This window comes from Solibacillus sp. FSL H8-0538, from assembly GCF_038003525.1.
In the GTDB taxonomy this organism is placed as follows: Bacteria; Bacillota; Bacilli; order Bacillales_A; family Planococcaceae; genus JBBOPI01.
Map to the genome: position 1 here is coordinate 2,022,461 of NZ_JBBOPI010000001.1, position 19,266 is coordinate 2,041,726.

The following is a 19,266-nucleotide window of genomic DNA, read 5'->3' on the forward strand; positions in this document are numbered from 1 at the left end:
AATATGTCAAGAACATTTGCAGTAATTGGCTTTGGCCGTTTTGGTCGAAGTGTGGCTTACAAGCTTGCTCGTGCAGGAGAACAAGTCATGATACTAGATCAAAGGGCTGAGCTTATCCAAGAAGTAGAACAGGATTTTACACAAGCGTATATTGCAGATGCAACGGATGAACGCGTTTTAAAGTCCCTTGATATTACGTCATTTGACTGTGTTATTTTAGCGATTGGGCATGATATCCAGGCCAGTATTTTAACGGCTATGTCCCTGAAAAACTTTGGTGCTCGTTCCATTATCGCCAAAGCACTCGATGAACGACACGGGCAAGTGCTTCAAAACATTGGGGTCGATTGGATTGTGTACCCCGAAAAGGATATGGGAGAGCGTGTCGGGAATCAAATTTTAAATCCACGTTTGTTAAATTATATTGAGCTATCTGATAAAATAAGCATAGAAGAAATAACCGTCCCTACACGTATGATCGGCCACACAATTAAGCAAATTGGTATTCGTGCCAAATATGATGTGACTATACTAGCGGTCATTCGAAACGGTGACATTTTAGTATCAAATATTATCGATTTACCACTTGCAGAAGATGATCTAATCGTCATTCTCGGTTCAATCGAAGCCCTCCGCAGTATTCAGAAAGTGTAACTATTGATTGCATCTTCATTACAAAAGTACAGGTAGAATCACTTGTGATTCCACCTGTTCCTATCTCATTATTTTAGGCATTGTTAAATTCCATAGTTGATAATCACAAGATTCCTTAAATCCAGCATGCGCGCCTCCCACACCGTATGGCTAGCACGAATGCATTGCAGTAAAATATCAACAGTAAGATATAACAGCACCTTATTTTATTGGCACTGCCTTTATTATCTATTCACAGCCATTCTTCCAAGCGGGCCATCTTCATTAATAATATCCATTAAATCATAGACAGAAATCGGAAACATTGGGAAACCGGACGAATACGGAGTTATTTCATAAAGTTGGAAATAAATCACAAGAGCTTTGTCTGCAATGTAGTAATCTTGATCTGGTCGAATCACCGTAAATTCACCGAGCAACTGAATGTCCCGTTCCTTTATTTGTATGTGAATTAATTCAGAAAGCCTTTTCACATAATCACTTCCCGGCTTGAATAAATCCTTCAATTCACAAATCTTCTGTTTTTCCATATCGAATGTCAAAGACTTGATGTAGGTCATACCATGTGCCGCATGATAATGATACGTGTAATTTGAGAGAGATAGGCTTAATACCTCCCGCTGATTGTTTTTTATTTCATATGAGCCAATCATCTCATCCACAGTTGTTGGCAAATTCCCCATTTGCATGAGCATAAGTTTCTTAGTCTCCATGGCAATCGCGCTATTTATTGTATGTTGCCACGGGAAATTTACTAGCCCCATTACCTGAGGATAAAAGACATTTTTATCCGCACCCCCACTTATTTGAAACGTATTTATACATACCGGAAATACTTGAGCCATCGTTCCCCATCCTCTAAAGTTTTTACTAAATAATATTCATTAAAAAGTTTTATGTACTTAATGAAGCATTAGAAAGACACATCTCGCCCAAAATAGGGCGAGATGCTGTCCTTACTTATGGAGATAAGAAAGTTATACTTTCTTATCTACTGGAATAGGGACGCACCCCTCCTCATTATGTCGCATAGATTAATAGGAACGAAAAACGGAAAGAAGGTATCCGTCATGAATCCTTTTAATCAATCAGATAGCAATATGGATCCATTTTTCAATGTAAACCCACTGCGACCAGGTGGTGGACCGGGTGGACCAGGATTTCCAGGGGGACCAGGGTTTCCAGGGGGACCAGGGTTTCCGGGGGGACCAGGGTTTCCGGGGGGACCAGGGTTTCCGGGGGGACCAGGGTTTCCGGGGGGACCAGGGTTTCCGGGGGGACCAGGGTTTCCGGGGGGACCAGGGTTTCCGGGGGGACCAGGGTTTCCGGGGGGACCAGGGGTTTCCGGGGGGACCGGGTGGACCAGGTGGACCGGGTCATCCAGGGGGACCGGGTGGACCGGGTGCAATGCCAATGGGACCGCCACCAAGTTTCTCACCGCCAATTCCAGCATGGCAAGTGCATCCAAATAATATGCGTGGCTGTTTGTACCGCAACACATATGTTTGGCTAAGAAATGGTGATAGCTACTGGTTCTTCCCCACTTTTGTAAGCAGGTCAATCATCATGGGCTTCCGTTGGGGTAGATTTGGCTGGATATATCACGTAATAAACCCTGATAGTATAAGGTCGTTTCAATGTTTTTAAGAAATCTGTTGATGAATCATTTAGAAAGACACAACTCACCCATAATAGAGCGAGTTAATGTCTTAACTAATGTAGATAGGAAAGTTATCCTTTCTTATCCCCAAATATAATGCGCAAAGCTTACTTTGAAAATTGGAAACTTACTAATAGCCACAACCTAACATTTTATATTGTTCTATACATCTGCAGTTCCCTATTATATATTAAAATATGGTGATGATATGAAAACAAAAATTTATTTTGACAACGAAAAATTCATCTCAGGAATGACTCTTAAAGACGTAGCCGAAAGCGAACAAAATAATATGGCGCTTCATTCCTGTGAAAACCTTGAAGATATTTTGGAAAACCGCAAAAAGTTAGCTACTACCCTACAGTGCGAGCTAGGCAATTTCGTTTGTGCAAATCAAACACATAGCGCAAACTTCTACCACGTTACACTGGCTGATAAGGGTTGTGGTGCAGATCGACTAGATACCGCAATTAAAGATACCGACGCCCTATATACTTATGAGCCAAACACATTATTGTGCAGCTTTACGGCCGATTGTGTGCCTGTCATTTTTTTCAACGAGGTGAACGGTTTGATCGGTATTGTCCATTCAGGCTGGCAAGGGACCGTGAAAGAAATTACGCCAAAACTTATTAACCATTTAACAAAAGCTGAAAAGTGTAATCCGTGTGATTTTAATGTTTACATTGGTGCAGCTCTTAGCCAGGAAAAATTTGAAGTGGACGAAGATGTATACGTGAAGTTTTTAAATCTTGGCTACGCAGATGATTTCATGTATTACAACTACAAAACGGATAAGTATCACATTGACAATCAACAAACCGTGAAAAGACAATGCGAGCTAGCAGGTATCCCCGCTGATCAAATTACGGTTGATGCAACGTGTACGTATATAAGTGAGGATGGTTTCTCCTACCGTCAAGACAAAAAAGCTGGACGGCATATGAGTTTTATTATGAAGAAATGACAATATGTGCTGGCCACCTGCTATACGAATAAGTTTTCTTTTGAAGGAAAAAACAAGCAAGAGAAATCTCAATTGATTTCTCTTGTTTATTTTGTATTTTAAAATAAGGATTATTCAGATTTTTTTCGGTTTCATACTAAGTGAATAATAGATTTGAATGAATAATAAAATGACGCCAATGCCAATAATACTAATTAGTTGAGAGTTTCCCGTAAAAATCGAATAAAACATTAAAGTAAACCCTAATAATATTAACGTCGCAATAATCCAAAAATATAACTTATATAAACTTTTCAGCATGACATACTTTTCACCATCATCATAGCTATCAAAAAGCTCTTGTTGATAGGTTGGTGACTGTGGATCAGGCAGTTTAAACTCTGGATGTGAATAGCGCAATAAATACGTAAGTAACACTAAACCTACGAACGACGCAACAAATAACACCGTTGCATACAATGATATTAAAGGATTCGTATCACGTTCTAGCAACAAGGCAGCTAGAAACGTAACAAATGAAATCGAGAATGAAGCCTGTGCCCACGTAACCGCTGAATATGCTCCGCGTTCAATAGACAATTGCCACGCGTCTTCCAGCTCCACCTCTACATGCTGTTCCCCTTTCACATGTACATAGACGCTATATAGACTAGCAATTAATAAGCTATATAAACCAATTAGAATGGCAATACAAATTCCGTTATACGTAGCAGTTGGTTGTTTTGCAGTGCCTACTAATTCGCTTAGTAAATAAAGAAAAATAGCTTTTATGAACATAGGTATTAAAAGCTTTTTCATGACAATTCCTCTTCAGAAAATCGAAAAAAGTTTTCAATCGGCTCTTGAAATACTTTGGCAATACGTGCTGCGATGAGGAGTGATTGCAGGTACTCCCCTCGTTCGATTAAACTGACTGTCTGCCTTGATATTTTTGCACGTTTCGCAAGCTCCGATTGATTCATCCCATCTCTTGCCCGTAACTCCTTTAATCGATTTTTCATCACATCTTTTAAAAAGAGATGTTTGTTGATGGTTTGAGAAAAGCCGTTATATTCGTCAAACTCACGAAATAAAAATTGCCCGGTATCCGAGGATAGATCGCCTCTATCGTTGGATAATTACAGTTGGCGATTGAAATGAAGTGTCATTTGCGGTAATCAAATTATTAGAAGAATCCTTTCTATTGGTTAATTTTTATTCGATTAAACCTTATCAGAAACGGATACTTTTTTCATTTTTTTAATGAAAAAGAGAATCCCGCCAAAAAGCTGACGTGATAGCTTTTTGGCGAGATTTTGTGTAGGTTGATGAATAATCTAGGTGAATTCATCCAATTTCTATTCCTAATTTATTTTTTCTATCTTTCTTTTAAACGTTTCAACTATAATAAAAGGTATTCGATATTTTTTAGAGATTTCGAAACTATTTACTTTAGGATTTTCTTCTAATTCTTTATTAATCAATTTGATAATATCTTTTTTTTCCAATTGAATCACCTCTATTTGATTGTTTGTTCTTATTAAACTAGATATCACTTAGATAGTAATTGGGGTAATTGCTATCCCATTATTCCCGATAGAAATATTCCCAACTATAAGGGAATCAATGACAGTATTAGTAACAGTATTGATGACGGAAACCGTTCTAGACTCCACGTTTGTTATATAAGCACGAGAACCATCTGGTGTGATAGCAATTCCTGCAGGTCCATTTCCTTCGGGAGCAAGAGGAATGAAAATCAGAGAAATATTTGTAGCCAATATGATAACTGTAACTGTGTCGTTAAGGATATTCGTAACATAGACGCGGGAACCGTCGGGCGTGACAGCAATCCCAAACGGGCCTATTCCCGAAGTGAAGAAATCGATAGTAGACAAAACCGTATTTGTTGTCGTACTAATGACAGAAACCGAGTTATTTTCTGTATTTGCAGTATAAACATGGGAACCGTCGGGGGCGATAGCAATGGCTAAAGAACCTTCTATATCTGGACCGAGAGAAATAGTAGGCAGAACGGTATTTGTTTCCGTATTAATGACGGCAACTCCCCCAAATGCAGTTGATACATAAGCGCGGGAACCGTCGGGAGTGATAACAATTCCTGTAGGAGCCTCAACATCAGAACCGAGAGAAATGGTAGTCAGAACGGCATTTGTTGTCGTATCAATTACAGAAACCGTGTTGTTTCGAAAGTTTGCAGTATAGGCCCGGGAACTGTCCGGAGTAAAAGCAACGGCATTAGGTCCTGATCCATCGGGAGCGAGAGAAATAGTAGTCAGAATTTTATTTGTTTTTGTATTGATGACCGAAATCGTATCTGCGTTAAAATTTGGTATATAGACATTGGAACCATTAGGTGTGATAGCGGGCATAATAGGTAAATCTCCAACAGGAATTAAATCGAAAACCGTGTTGGTAGCTGTATTGACCACATGGACAACATTTTCATTGAAGTCTCCTGTTACATACGCAAACGGACCAAAATCGATGGAGCTAATCGAACAGATGGGGATGATGCGTGTTCCGAATACACCAACGAGAATCAGTTTTCCTTCATCTACTCTGTAAATACGGCCTTCTAGAGTTTCACAACTTTCCGAAAGCCTAACCGAAATAAACTGGCCTTCTAATTCCTGGAGTGTCATCCTTAAATCTTGAAAACATATACTTTCCGGCTTTATTGGTCTTATTCCCAAAATATCACCTCTTTTTTTCTTGTTAATCTTTAACATTGTATGTATTGAAATCAGTAGCGTTACATAAATAAATTAACTTGTTCCTAGATTATTCACCGGCCAACGCAAAATACCTTACATTTCAACCGTCCCATTAAATTATCCAATGATGGAGGCGCACTTTCATCTGATACAGGTGAATTGATTTTCCGTGAGTTTGACGAAAAAATCGGCTTCTCGAATACCATTGCTAAACATCTCCAGTTGAAAGATGAACGTACTTACTGTATTCACAAAAATGAACAGCTACTTCATCAAAAAGTCTACCAAGTAATCACAGGCTATCACGGTACGTGAGTTTTCGCTTTTTCTCTAAACTTAAATGTAAAATTATCGAATTTTTAATAGGTCAAACCCAAGTTATGGTGTTGAACCCATTTAGTATAGAAATATAAAAAAATAGCTTGTGAAAATCACGAAGATTTCACAAGCTATAGGCTATTCGTTCATCATTGCTCCGTCTTTTTCCCTGTAGCCAATTTGTCACGTTTGCCAATACCAAATCCATAATAGCTAAGAACAATGATAGTTAGGAATATAATCCCGACAATGAGCGAGGCACGTGTGTCATCATTGAACCACATGCCGACTAACACCATTAGCAAGAAGGCAATTGTTAAATAATTTGTTACAGGTGCAAATGGCATTTTGAACGGATGGTTTGCCATTTTTGCGCCTTGTTTTTTTCTAAATTTAATTTGACTAATTAAAATTACAAACCATGGCACCATACCAGGTAGTACGCTTGCGCTGTACACATACACAAATAAGTTATCTGGTGCAATATAGCTTAGCACGACACCAATGAATAAACCGAGGATTACACCAAACGTACCAACTAAAGGTACACCATTTTTCGTTAATTTCGTAAAGAATTTTGGTGCCTGGCCATTCACACCTAATGTATAAAGCATGCGCCCTGCACTATATATACCGCTGTTACAGCCAGACATTGCCGCTGTTATAACAACAAAATTAATAATTCCGGCAGCTGCTGTAATTCCAACTTTCGCAAATGTCGCAACAAACGGGCTACCAAGTGTACTTAACTGATCCCATGGGTAAACCGTTACAATAACAAAAATAGCACCAATATAGAAGATTAATATACGCCAAATAGTACTATTGATCGCTTTTGTTAATGTTTTTTGTGGATTGTTTGTCTCACCCGCTGTAATTCCGATTAGCTCTACACCTTGGTAAGCTGCTACAACTAGCGATAGTGCAAAGAAGAACCCAGTCAAGCCACCTGCAAAGAAGCCACCATTTTCCCAGAGATTTGATAATCCAATGGCGATTCCTTCGTTTCCAAAACCGAAGAAAATAATTCCAAACCCAGCAATAATCATTAAAACGATTGTGACAATTTTAATCATTGCAAACCAAAATTCAAATTCACCGAATAATTTAACTGATACTAAATTCGCAGCCCCAAGAATAATCATTGCAATTAGACCTGGAATCCATGTTGGTAAATCTGGGAACCAATACTTCATATACGCCCCAACTGCGATAATTTCTGACATCCCAACGATTACCCATTGGAACCAGTTACTCCACGCTGTTATATAACCAGCTAATGGATGGATATATTTATAGCCCAATGTCGCAAATGAACCGGCACTTGGTTCTACATACAACATTTCGCCCATTGCACGCATAATTAAAAAGATAAATATCCCCGAAATAGCATAAGCAAGTAGTACGGATGGGCCTGTCCATGCAATCGTGCTAGCTGAACCCATGAATAAGCCAACTCCGATTGTCCCCCCCAAAGCGATCATCTGAATATGACGTGCTTCCAAACCTCGCTTTAATTCTTTGTTTTCCACTTGTCTCACTCCTCTTACATTGTTGACTAACACTTAAGCAGTGGATAAGATCGTTTAACTTTCCCATCCACATAAGGAAGGACATCAACTCGCCCTATTTTGGGTGAGTTGTGTCTTTCTAACTAAGTGCTCTAAATTGAAAGACTCATCATCTTTCCTTCGTAACAAAATCTATTTTACTTATATTATAATAATAAATCCTCAAGAAAAACACAAATGTATTTTTAGGAAAAACAGTGTTTATTCAATATTTACAAGGTCAATAGTGATGTTACCGCTATTCAAAGTTAATTTATTTATTATTTTAAAATATTTTTAATGTTACAATAAATCAAATAATATGAACGTAAAATTGAACAGTTTAACTGCATTGGTTATTATTAGGAACAGCAATTGTGAGTGGATCTATTGTCGCGATTATCAACAGTAAACTTTAATAGCGCCAAAAATATAAAGAGCAGAATAGAAAAATATTCCATCCGACTTAGTTTGCACTTAATAAAATCTGTTCTTATTGTTATTGCAATCCATCATTCAAGTGCGGATCTATTACTTTTCCATACTTTCCCCCACCGCCAACCGTGAAGGACAGCTCACCTTTTCTAGCCAGATCAATCATACGTGCTAGTTTTAAAGGCACGACTTCAGTTAATTCCTCAATAGTTGTTCGATGCAAAATATTCATTTCAGTGCCAAATACGTGCAGTAAACGTTCGAATGTTTTCGGACCAATACCTGGAATAAAATCTAGTGGTACTTGATGAATATATGGTGGGCGCACGCGCGGAGGTTGTTCACTATCGGATAATTCCTTAATGCGTGCCGCCACACCTTTAATGAGATTGTGCCTGTTACACGCGGGACACTTCGTTGCACTTTCTTCTACTTGAACGCCGCAACTTGCACATACTGTTTGATAATATTTCCCAAGCAATGGATTTAAACCATAGTTTGCAGCAATTTCCCGGTCGTCTTGTTGTTGGAGTGCTTTTTGCAATTCACTGAAGCTTGCTTGTTGAAGCTTTATTTTTTGGTATTCCCGCGCCATTTTCCCTACTGAATGTGCATCTGAATTCGTCAGGAAGGGATAGGCTTGTAGCTCACTTATGCCACTTACCATATGTGTGTCCGAACTAAGGCCTAGTTCAATTGCATCTATATGCTCTGGATCAAATACTTCGCTCACGCTTGACTTAACGCCTTTGCCATACAAACTTTTAAACGGTGTAAACACATGCGCAGGAATAAATAAACCTCCAAGCGCCTTTACCTTTTGTTGAAGTTCAATTCCCCCGCAATAAATACGTTGCGTGCTTAAATTGATATTTTTCACATGGAGACTCATCCAATTTGAAAAAGCCTTCATACAGTCAAGCGTTGGAAAATACGCTAAAACGTGAATCGGACCGAGACAATACTGATCATAAACTTCAATTTCTGAACCTAGTATTAATGTTGTGTCCTGAAAACGTAAGCCTCCGCCAGCTACTTCCGTCATTTCTCCTCTGCGTAACAAATTTTCAATTTCTATCATTACTTCTGGAGAGTGACAGTCAATAATACCAATCATATCGAGCCCTTTACGATGACTCGCCGCTTGTAATATCCGAAGAAGTGTTAACGTCCTACTACCTGTAATTTTTACAGAACGCCCACCTTCTGTACGTCCGATATGAATATGTAAATCTGCATAATAATCGTTCATCTATTGTTCACTCCAGTTAGAAATTCAGTGTACATGTAGTGTTATGCTAAAGCAGCAAATCCACACCTATTAATTTTCCAGCGCAATTATCTAAAAGAGTGTTTTTACTTCTTAAAATAAGAAAAGTTCATTCTCTTGGGAATGTCTAGACATTACTAAAAAGTTATACTTTATTACCCACAAAAAAAGGTAAGACACTCATCTTTAGACAAGTGCCTTACCCTATTTTAAGCAGCCGTTAATTACATGAAGAAATCCGTTCCTTTGCTTTCTTTTCATTCTTATGTTTATACATATCATTATCCGCTTCGATAAATAGTTGGTCCATTTGCTGTAACGAACTCCCCCGGTATGCTTGGCCAATTGACATGCTAATTTTGAAGTTGCCTGCAGCAGCGTTAAATTCTCTAATTGCTATATGAATACGGGCAAGTAGCTCGTCCACTTGAGCCTGCGTTATATCAGTGAGCACAATTGCAAACTCATCGCCGCCGATGCGAGAAACGCTACCTTCATCATCAACAACGCTTGTTAATAGCCGCGCACTTTCTTGAATGAACACATCCCCCACTCGGTGGCCGCAACTGTCATTCATTTTCTTTAAGTTGTCTAAATCACAGATGATGATGGCAATAGGCGCATTCATTTGTTGATCGTAATATTCAAACTGCATTTCAAAATAATCGTGGTTGTAAATAGCCGTTAAACGGTCATGTGTTGCTTTGTACTCGAGCTTTTTATGGAGCTCCATTGTGGTTTCGATGTTGCGGAAAATGCCCTGAATGGCAACAATTCTTCCATTTTCATAAATTGGCGTGGCGTATTCCTCAAACCAAATATAGTGCCCTTCATTATTTTTCAAACGCAAGCTGATGGGCTTACAATAATCGAGCTGACCGTGTTTCTTTTTCTTTAACGTATCGTAATCTTCCGGGTGGACCATGTCAAAAATCAAATTAGGATTTGCCAAGTGCTCGTTCCATGCATTCGGTCCGATTATATGATTAATGGCTTGACTTAAATATCGGTACTTCATCACTGGATATATTTCGCAGTAATATAGAATGTCTCGCATATTGTCAACCACCTGAATTAGGGGGACTAAACAATTTAGCTGCTTTTGTATGCGGCGACGTGTCACATCTAAATAAACACAAAGCCCCATGAGAACTACTATCCCAACTATTAGCACAATCATCATCCCCCTATTCCCTTCCACTTCCATGCCAAACCAATTAACTTATACATCTAAATTTCCAATTATTTATATTCATTATAACGACTTTTTTACTATTTTCATAGACCAAAATACACATATAGCAATGCTATTATAATTATACTATTTAAAATTTGCCTACTAAGCGTAAATTAAAGCATTAAATAATAAAATTTGGATAATTTTATTATTTAATGCTAATGTTGTTATTTCTATTTAAAAAGGATTCCATTAGTTGAGTAAGGTACTGAAAATGCTTCGTCATTATCAAATGTAAGGTTTTCAATTTCCTTTTAGTTTAGTCCAGTAAATTTCCCGATTTCCATCTCTGTCTTAAAAACTCAGTTGGCGAAACATCGAGAAATTTAGTAGTTGTGCGATGGCTTTTCGTATCCATTTTTTATTCAAACTTTACAATTTAGCTTCATATTTCTTCGCAGTCCTCACTTCTACTGTCAGAACGCCATGACCATAAATTGTTGTTATTAATAAAGGGGCACCACTTATATTTTGAAATCTGAAATCTAATGTGCCATAGGAAACGGTAGCATCTCTTCCTTGTGGCACGTAGCCTACAGATAAAGAATGATGATGTCGTTCAACAATGTTAACTGGGACATGATCAACTGCGTTAAATAAGGTTGAGGACGTTTGGCAAATACCACCACCAATGCCCATGACAAGCTTCTTATTGACTATTTCCGGTGCAGGTTGGTAACCAGTTGCTTCAGTTCTCGGTCCTACCATTGTATTAAAAGAAAAATGATCCCCACTGCCAATGATGACATTATTTAAAGCCTTTGCTGAAAGTTCAATATTTTTATTTCTGCCTACATCAGAGGGATTAAAATAGGTCGTAAAAGAGGCAACAATCACCTCATCTAAAGAAGGAATGTCTTCGGTTTTATAATTACTTTCGGTTACATACAAGGGCAATTCAACGTCCTCACCTGAAATTGATGCCGCCAAAATCTTTTCCACCAGTTCACTTTCTTTTAAAATAACTAATGGGCTTCCGTTAATGACCTGACCATCTTCACCCAGTTTATCAAGAATCATTTTTTGGTCGTATCCTTGTTCTGTTTCTGTACCTCTTGCTAACTCTTTCGCTATTTTCTCAAGTTTCAGTTTATAAAATTCAACATCAGTTTCATAGCCTAACTCTTTCGGTGATAATGTGTGAATTATTTCTAACGTAATTGGATCAACTATCGTTACGACAGCAGGCTTTGTTACTTGAGGAATTTCTTCTTTTTCATCGGGAATTGTTTCCTCTATATGTTGTTCTAGTTCAGCATCCTTTTTCTCTACAGCTGCTTCATCATTCTCCGATTTTTCTAAACAGCCTGTTAACCCCATTAAACTGATAAGAAACAGCGTCACAATCCATCTTTTCATCGCAATCAACCCCTATTTTTAAAATGGGCACTTATTTTCGCTAAACTTAACTAATTTATTCTCGATTGGATGAAAGTGTGTTTGCAAGTTAGAATGTGTCGGTACACGAAAAAAGCCAGGAAGCGTTGATGATCAACGCTTCCTGGCATACTATATATATTCTTATTTTTTGATAAACATTTGTGTCCAGTAGTTGCCGTCCTTCACATAGCCTACTCCCATATGAGTATAGTCTTTGTTAAGAATATTTGCTCTGTGGCCTTCACTGTTCATCCAAGCTTCCACTACTTCAGCAGCTGTTCTCTGACCTTGTGCAATGTTTTCACCTGCAGCTTTATAGTTAATACCAAAACTTTTCATCATATCAAATGGAGAACCATATGTTGGACTTGTATGGCTGAAATAGCCTTTGTCATGCATGTCTTGAGATTTGTACTCTGCCACTCTAGCAAGTTCCCAATCATTTTTTAAAGCAGGAAGACCAGCGTTTGCTCTTTCTACATTAACAAGTCTTAGTACTTCTTGTTCAACAGTAGTGCCTTCTTGTGTAGGAACACTAATCTTTTGTCCCGGGTAAATTAAATCAGGATTTGCGATTTCTGGATTTGCTTCGATTAACTCAGAAACGCCAGTGTGTGTTTTTACTGCAATTTTCCAAAGTGAATCTCCTGAAACTACTGTATATGAATTAGCCGCTAAAGCGGAAATAGGTACTAATAAAGATAATGATAATACAGCAGCACTTGTAACTTTAAGAACTTTTCTAAACATCTAATCAATCCTTCCTGTTTCGTATACATTTATGATAAATAGTTTTGTAGAATAATTCATCACTAAATATATGGATGGATTTTTACAATTTCATTACACAGGGAGGGATTAGATTGAAGAATGTTGAAATACCACAGTTCTTACCATTTAACTTGTTAATAAACTTGTAATATAATTGTAATAGGTAAATATTACTGCATAAAAATATATAAATCTACGTAAAAAAGCAACTCCTCTCTTTAGAAAAGAGATTGAGTTGCTTCATTAAACCATTTTTATTTTGGATAATTGACGTTGAACATAGTATACAAAACGCAGACTTTTTGCTACATATCCGTTATTATTAAAATTCCCTATGATATAAACATCCATAACAGGATTGTACAGCATAAAGGAACCAGTAGATCCTAAATGTCCCCATACACTGTATTTTTTAATAATTGGTAGCATCTGTACCTTCATTAGCCCATAACCATATTCTACACCTATCCACAATTTTCTCCATTGCTTCATTTGCATAAGCGATTGTTGTTGAATGAGCTGGTTTTCTACTAGCGCTTTCATACATTTGAATAAATCCTCAGATGTACTCACCGTTTGTCCCCCGGCATAGAAGCTACTGAAACTACGATGTTGTTCAACATTTATTTTTTTGTTTTTTAGATTAATAGATGCAACAGCAAACTCACTTCGAATAACAGGCGTTGAGTATTGAGATAAATAGCTACTGTTCATTTTTAAGGGTCCGAAAATGTATTCATGCAGTACTTCATGATACGGTTTTGACATGACACGTTCGATAATCAATCCTAACAAATTATACCCCGTATCTGTGTAATGACACTTTTTACCTGGGGGAAAACGAGCATCCATATTCTGCTTGGTCCACTCAATCGTCTCTTGTGCTGTCCAAAAACGTTCAGGCTCATCTAGCAGAAGCTGTAAAAATGACTTTCCAGCATGTGGTTCATCCTCAAAAAAATCAGGTAAGCCAGATGTATGACTGACTAAATGCTCGATGCGAATATCGTTTGTATAGTCCTTGCCTTTATACACATGTAAACCATGTATTAAATCTTTATCTAAATACTTCGAGATCGGATCATCATAGTGAAGCATTCCCTCTTCCACTAATTTTGCAATAATAATAGCGGTAAAAGTTTTGCCAATGCTTGTTGTATGGTACGGTTGCTTTTCATTTGCAGGTGCGTCTTCAGTATGTCCAAATGCCATATTCCAATGAATGTTAAGCTTATCGGAATGTACGAGCAAAAACGCATTGCTTAAATTGGCATCTGATTCCACCATCTTTTGCAGTTTATTTTCTACTGCTAGTTTAACTTCTTCTATTTTCATCATTCGCTCCCTTTCGTCAAACCCCTTCATAACTGAATATTGTATTGGTGAGAATGAATAATAAGAACAAAAGGGCTTTTAGGAAGGTTCCTGTTCGGTTTTTAATTATGTAGAATTGGTAAATACTATTGCGTACGTTAAGTACCTTTAGCAAAAGAAAACAGAAAGTGTAGATGCATTAACTCCATTAATGGATACAAATGAACATAGCTGAGGTACAGTTCGTTCTCATGGTGAAGGTGGGCTTGCTGATTCAATCGTCTTACAAACGTAACCCTCTCCGTCTAAAAAAGAGGATGTGATTTAAGCAATGAACGAAAATCTAGTTGCTTATTACATAGTTTGAGTGAAGATTTATTTAATGCTGTCATTGCAAATAATAATCGCAAAGGACATATCCTAACATACAAGAAACTTCAACACATTTCTACATTATTTTCATTTTAAATCGATAAAAAGCCCCTTTAAAAAGCAATTAGTTCATTACTTTTTAAAGGGGACAAATAAATTTAGCAGCTTGTCGGTGCGTAGCCTAGTAGTACTAGACCGATGTTTCCGTTTTCTTCTTCTGCGTGAATTGTTACGTCTGTTAATTGGGCTTCGATTGTTGGGTCAACCGCTACTGCGATGCCTTCGATTATTTTTACTTTATCTGTTTCTTGGGCAGGATCAAGTGCCACACTTAAATTCATCCCGCAGCAACCTTGTATGCCAAAGAAACGTAATGATTTTACTTCTGACTCTGCTAATACTTGCGTTAAATAAGTTTTACCTTCTGGACTAATTTTCACTTTACAGTCTCTCCTTTAAGTGCGTGTAAACCTGTAACGCCAACTGGGGCTTCTTTCACCCAGGGAATTGCTACAAAACGGTCACCGCTCTTTTGTTTGATTTCTTCTAACCATTTAACCTCAGCAAGGCGCTTAAGTAAAAGTATCTTACTTTTTGTATCAACCAGAGCGAACGATTGATTTACAACCCACCAATCTACATTTAAACCTGCGCGAAGTAGGTCTTGTTGTAAGCGTGTTGCCTCGTATACTGGCGTTGCTTCTGGTAGCGTTACAATCGCGACACTTGTATAGTTTTTATCACGTAATCGCGGTAAAAGCTTGGCAACAGAAATAGGAATGTCGCCTTGTGAACGACTAATTTCACGGTGATAGCTTTCCGTTGCATCTAACAACAGCAGTGTATGACCGGTTGGCGCAGTATCAATAATAATCACTTTATCTTGATGTTCTTCAACAACATTGGCAAATGCACGGAATACCGCGATTTCCTCGGTACACGGAGAGGCTAAATCTTCTTTCACAAAGGCTAGCCCTTCCTCATTCATCGTTTCACTCGCTTTTGCTAATACTTCAGCCTCATAATTGGCAATTTCGACTTTGGGATCAATACGACTTACTGTGACATTTTCAATTTGGTCTTCACCAAGTGTCCAGTTGATATGTGCTGCTGGATCCGTTGTGGTTAAATGCACACGCATCCCTTCTTCTGCCAAACGCAAAGCAATATAAGAAGCTACCGTTGTTTTCCCAACGCCGCCTTTTCCCATTGAGAAAATAATTTTTGGTTTACGAGTTAAATAATCCGCAATCATTTCTTCCACATGTGGAATCAAAAGACTATTACTCCCTTGTTGTACATGTGCAACAGGTTCATCTGTCATCCAAGCTTGCATTCGGTCAATACTTGATAGAGAGTAAGGTACAAACGGTAAGCTATATTGTTTAAAACACTTTAAGTCTATTGACATAGTTTCAAGTGCAGCCGATTGACGACTAATAAACGCTTTTTCAACAGCATCTTCACTGCTAGATTGCATTAAACCATTAACAATGAGTACTTGATTTTCTATGCCTATTTCAAATAACTCACTTGACGCACGAGCTGCTTCCTTTAACGGATTCGTTTCAGGGCGTGTCACAAGCATTAACGTTGTCTGGTCGCCATTCGTTAATTGCGCAACAGCATCTTTATACATTTCACGCTGAGGCTCCAGTCCTTTTAGTGGCCCTAAGCAAGACGTACCTGTTGTGTTTTCATCTAAAAATGTAGACCAAGCAGATGGCAACTGTAATAAGCGTAGTGTATGACCTGTTGGTGCGGTATCAAACACGATTGTATCAAATTCATCCACGATTTTAGGATTCGTTAATAATGAGGAAAATTCATTAAATGCCGCTATTTCCACCGTACATGCGCCAGATAGTTGCTCCTCCATGTTTTGAAGTACAACTTCCGGAAGTTTGCCACGATAAGGGCCAACCATTTGCTCTTTATAGTTTGCTGCTGCTTGTTCAGGATCTAAATTTAAAGCATATAAATTATCCGTGCCTTTCACTTTCGTCGGTGAGTTCAAAAGCGTTTGACCGAAAATATCTTGTAAATTAGAAGCCGGGTCTGTACTAATAAGTAATACTTTTTTTCTTTCACTGGCCATTGAAATCGATAAGCTACACGCAACAGACGTTTTCCCTACCCCACCTTTACCTGTAAAGAACAAAAAAGGTGTATTCGGAAAACGATTTCTCGTGAAACGTTCCATGTTTACGCATCCCCTTTAAACGACAGACGTACTTTCGGTTTTTTCACTAATTCCTCTTCTGAAAGTCCTGACCACTCGGCAAACTGCGCGTTCGTTGGGTAACCGCCTTTTGTCACAAGCTCCCCATCAACAAATGTAGCGGGTAAGCAGTCCATACCTTCTGCCATTAGTAACTCATTGATCGCTTGATGTTCTACAAAGACATTCGGTTCATTCGTTAAATTAAAACGAATCGCCTCGACGTCTGTATTTTTTAAGTTGTTCATAATAAAGGACATTCGCAGTAATTCTGGATCAATTGATGGACCACAAACACCAGTAGAACAGCACATCGCTGGCTCGTAAATATGGATTTTCCCCAACTTATTTCAGCTCCTCAGCTACGAATTGTTCAATACGTTTTCCGATTCCATCACGTACTTGTTGGAATACAGCCCATTTCTCTTCTTCTGATCCAGTTACTTTTGCTGGATCTTCAAAACCCCAATGCTCACGACGAACAGAGGCAGGTGTCATTGGACATTTATCCGCTGCGTCTTCACAAAGTGTCACGACAAGCGTTGCGTTATTTAACGTTTCAGAATCGATAATATCTGATGTGTTATTTGAAATATCAATACCGACCTCATTCATCGCTTTTATGGCGTTTGGATTAACACCATGTGCTTCAATACCAGCACTTAAAACGCGCCAATCAACTGGCAGTAATTTCTTCGCCCATCCGTCCGCCATTTGACTACGGCATGAGTTCCCTGTACATAAGAAATAAAGTGTTTTTATTGTCATAATAATCCTCCTTTAGAAAAGTAGTAATGAGATATAAAGTCCAACTAATGTAATGATAAGAATTGGTATCGTAAGCACGATCCCTGTTTTAAAGTAAGTCCCCCATGAAATTTTCACATCTTTTTGTGATAACACATGAAGCCATACCAATGTCGCTAGTGAGCCAATTGGTGTAATTTTCGGCCCTAAATCAGAACCAATCACATTCGCATAAATTAACGCTTCACGAATGACACCTGTTGTATCCGTTTCAGCAATTGCTAATGCATCGATCATGACAGTCGGCATATTATTCATCACAGAAGAAAGAAATGCTGCAATAAAGCCCATTGAAATGGTTGCTGCAAATAAGCCTTTATCTGCTGTATATTCGATGACACTTGCTAAGCATTCCGTTAATCCCGCATTCCCAAGCCCGTACACAACAACGTACATCCCAATCGAGAAGAAGACGATATTCCACGGTGCACCTTTGACAACTGCTGCTGTATTTACCGCTGCACTACGACGCGCCATTATTAAGAAGAAAATCGCGACAAGCCCAGCAATTAGTGAAACAGGCACGCCAATAAACTCGCTTGCGAAATAGCCAAATACTAAAATGGCTAGCACACCCCATGAAAGCTTGAACATACGATGATCTCGAATCGCTTCATGTGGCTCTTTTAACATCGATAAATCATAGTTTTTTGGAATCGATTTTCTAAAGTAAAAAAGTAATACTGAAATTGTTGCGATAAGCGAGAATAAATTGGGAATAATCATACGAGATGCATATTCAACAAACCCAATACTAAAGAAGTCTGCAGATACAATGTTAACTAAGTTACTGACAACAAAAGGAAGTGATGTTGTATCGGCAATAAATCCACTCGCCATAATAAACGGAAAAATCATTTTTTCACTAAATTTTAAGTTTCGTACCATTGCGAGTACAATCGGCGTTAAAATAAGTGCTGCTCCATCATTCGCAAATAACGCAGCAACAATCGCTCCCAGTATACTTACATAGACAAACATTTTAATACCGTTGCCTTTTGCTGCACGGGCCATATGTAATGCCGCCCATTCAAATAAACCAATCTCATCTAAAATCAATGAAATTAAAATAATCGCGATAAACGATAACGTTGCATTCCAAGTAATATCAACAACTGCTGCGACATCACTAAATCCAACAACGCCTACTATTAAGGCAAGTATTGCTCCGCCACATGCTGACCAGCCAATATTAAGTCCTTTAGGCTGCCAAATCACAAAAATCAGCGTTACAATAAAAATTAACGAGGCTAAAACTAACATATTCACTGGCTACTCCTCCACACATCCGCATTGTATTTTACAATCACATGTTGAAAGTGGCGCAATTTGTTGTAGAATTCCTACCATGAGTGCTGTTTGATCCTCGACAATACGATAATGCTTCCACGTGCCGACTTTGCGTTCTGTAATAATGCCAGCCTCTTTCAATTTACGTAAATGTTGACTGACTGCTGGCTGTGAGATACCTAGCACATCGACAAAATCGCAAACACATACTTCGCCTTTTTTCAAACAGGCAAGTAATTTTAATCGATTTGCGTCAGCAACTGCCTTTAACTGTTTTTCCATAAAATCCAGTTCCATAAAATC

The 19,266-nt window shown here is 38.3% G+C and carries 19 protein-coding genes and 2 pseudogenes; 3 read left to right on the forward strand and 18 right to left on the reverse strand.

Annotated elements, in window-relative coordinates:
• Positions 1-3: 3 nt before the first annotated feature.
• Positions 4-654, forward strand: a complete 651-nt coding sequence (locus tag MHH87_RS09535; protein WP_340749076.1) for a potassium channel family protein — start codon at positions 4-6, stop codon at positions 652-654.
• Positions 655-878: 224 nt separating this feature from the next.
• Here MHH87_RS09535 and MHH87_RS09540 read toward each other — a convergent pair whose 3' ends face one another.
• Positions 879-1,499, reverse strand: coding sequence for a DUF3298 and DUF4163 domain-containing protein (locus MHH87_RS09540; protein ID WP_340749077.1), 621 nt, complete (start codon positions 1,497-1,499; stop codon positions 879-881).
• Between the two features lie 1,023 nt (positions 1,500-2,522).
• Here MHH87_RS09540 and pgeF point away from each other — a divergent pair.
• Positions 2,523-3,281 carry a peptidoglycan editing factor PgeF gene (pgeF, locus tag MHH87_RS09545; RefSeq protein ID WP_340749078.1) on the forward strand — a complete coding sequence of 253 codons (759 nt, stop codon included), beginning with the start codon at positions 2,523-2,525 and terminating at the stop codon, positions 3,279-3,281.
• Positions 3,282-3,395: 114 nt separating this feature from the next.
• Here pgeF and MHH87_RS09550 read toward each other — a convergent pair whose 3' ends face one another.
• The 5 genes and pseudogenes from MHH87_RS09550 to MHH87_RS09570 form a co-directional block, all read right to left on the reverse strand.
• The gene (locus tag MHH87_RS09550) at positions 3,396-4,079 is read right to left on the reverse strand and encodes a DUF3169 family protein (protein ID WP_340749079.1); all 684 of its coding nucleotides are present in this window, start codon (positions 4,077-4,079) and stop codon (positions 3,396-3,398) included.
• A complete protein-coding gene (locus MHH87_RS09555; protein ID WP_340750954.1) occupies positions 4,076-4,282 on the reverse strand; it encodes a helix-turn-helix transcriptional regulator in 207 nt (68 codons plus the stop codon). Before MHH87_RS09555 ends, MHH87_RS09550 begins: the two co-directional genes overlap by 4 nt.
• Positions 4,277-4,429: pseudogene (locus MHH87_RS09560) on the reverse strand (IS1380 family transposase); the annotation flags it as partial. The gene MHH87_RS09555 and the pseudogene MHH87_RS09560, both read right to left, overlap by 6 nt.
• A gap of 195 nt (positions 4,430-4,624) precedes the next feature.
• Complete coding sequence (locus MHH87_RS09565; protein ID WP_340749080.1) at positions 4,625-4,768, reverse strand: hypothetical protein; 144 nt, start codon at positions 4,766-4,768, stop codon at positions 4,625-4,627.
• Positions 4,769-4,816: 48 nt separating this feature from the next.
• Positions 4,817-5,977, reverse strand: a complete 1,161-nt coding sequence (locus tag MHH87_RS09570) for a YncE family protein (protein ID WP_340749081.1) — start codon at positions 5,975-5,977, stop codon at positions 4,817-4,819.
• A gap of 90 nt (positions 5,978-6,067) precedes the next feature.
• Between MHH87_RS09570 and MHH87_RS09575 the strand changes: the two are divergent.
• Positions 6,068-6,301 (forward strand): annotated as a pseudogene (locus MHH87_RS09575) (transposase); the annotation flags it as partial.
• Positions 6,302-6,465: 164 nt separating this feature from the next.
• Here MHH87_RS09575 and MHH87_RS09580 read toward each other — a convergent pair.
• From MHH87_RS09580 to MHH87_RS09635, 12 genes are all read right to left on the reverse strand, one after another.
• On the reverse strand, positions 6,466-7,848 hold the full coding sequence (locus MHH87_RS09580; protein WP_340749082.1) for an amino acid permease: 1,383 nt from the start codon (positions 7,846-7,848) through the stop codon (positions 6,466-6,468).
• 517 nt (positions 7,849-8,365) lie between these two features.
• On the reverse strand, positions 8,366-9,553 hold the full coding sequence (locus tag MHH87_RS09585; RefSeq protein ID WP_340749083.1) for an endonuclease Q family protein: 1,188 nt from the start codon (positions 9,551-9,553) through the stop codon (positions 8,366-8,368).
• Between the two features lie 238 nt (positions 9,554-9,791).
• Positions 9,792-10,628 (reverse strand): sensor domain-containing diguanylate cyclase, encoded by an 837-nt coding sequence (locus MHH87_RS09590; protein ID WP_340749084.1) that lies wholly within the window; start codon positions 10,626-10,628, stop codon positions 9,792-9,794.
• Positions 10,629-11,180: 552 nt separating this feature from the next.
• On the reverse strand, positions 11,181-12,167 hold the full coding sequence (locus tag MHH87_RS09595) for a VanW family protein (protein WP_340749085.1): 987 nt from the start codon (positions 12,165-12,167) through the stop codon (positions 11,181-11,183).
• Positions 12,168-12,329: 162 nt separating this feature from the next.
• Entirely contained in the window at positions 12,330-12,938 is a 609-nt protein-coding gene (gene safA / locus MHH87_RS09600; protein ID WP_340749086.1) for a SafA/ExsA family spore coat assembly protein, read from the reverse strand.
• Positions 12,939-13,202: 264 nt separating this feature from the next.
• Complete coding sequence (locus MHH87_RS09605; protein WP_340749087.1) at positions 13,203-14,294, reverse strand: serine hydrolase domain-containing protein; 1,092 nt, start codon at positions 14,292-14,294, stop codon at positions 13,203-13,205.
• 509 nt (positions 14,295-14,803) lie between these two features.
• On the reverse strand, positions 14,804-15,085 hold the full coding sequence (locus tag MHH87_RS09610) for a Fe-S cluster assembly protein HesB (protein ID WP_340749088.1): 282 nt from the start codon (positions 15,083-15,085) through the stop codon (positions 14,804-14,806).
• On the reverse strand, positions 15,082-16,848 hold the full coding sequence (gene arsA / locus MHH87_RS09615; protein ID WP_340749089.1) for an arsenical pump-driving ATPase: 1,767 nt from the start codon (positions 16,846-16,848) through the stop codon (positions 15,082-15,084). Before arsA ends, MHH87_RS09610 begins: the two co-directional genes overlap by 4 nt.
• Positions 16,849-16,850: 2 nt before the next feature.
• Positions 16,851-17,210: an arsenite efflux transporter metallochaperone ArsD gene (gene arsD, locus MHH87_RS09620; RefSeq protein ID WP_340749090.1), complete on the reverse strand. Its 360-nt coding sequence runs from the start codon at positions 17,208-17,210 to the stop codon at positions 16,851-16,853.
• 1 nt (position 17,211) lies between these two features.
• Complete coding sequence (gene arsC / locus MHH87_RS09625; protein WP_340749091.1) at positions 17,212-17,634, reverse strand: arsenate reductase (thioredoxin); 423 nt, start codon at positions 17,632-17,634, stop codon at positions 17,212-17,214.
• A gap of 12 nt (positions 17,635-17,646) precedes the next feature.
• Positions 17,647-18,936 carry an arsenic transporter gene (locus tag MHH87_RS09630; protein WP_445683123.1) on the reverse strand — a complete coding sequence of 430 codons (1,290 nt, stop codon included), beginning with the start codon at positions 18,934-18,936 and terminating at the stop codon, positions 17,647-17,649.
• 9 nt (positions 18,937-18,945) lie between these two features.
• Positions 18,946-19,260, reverse strand: a complete 315-nt coding sequence (locus tag MHH87_RS09635) for an ArsR/SmtB family transcription factor (protein ID WP_340749093.1) — start codon at positions 19,258-19,260, stop codon at positions 18,946-18,948.
• Positions 19,261-19,266 lie beyond the last annotated feature (6 nt).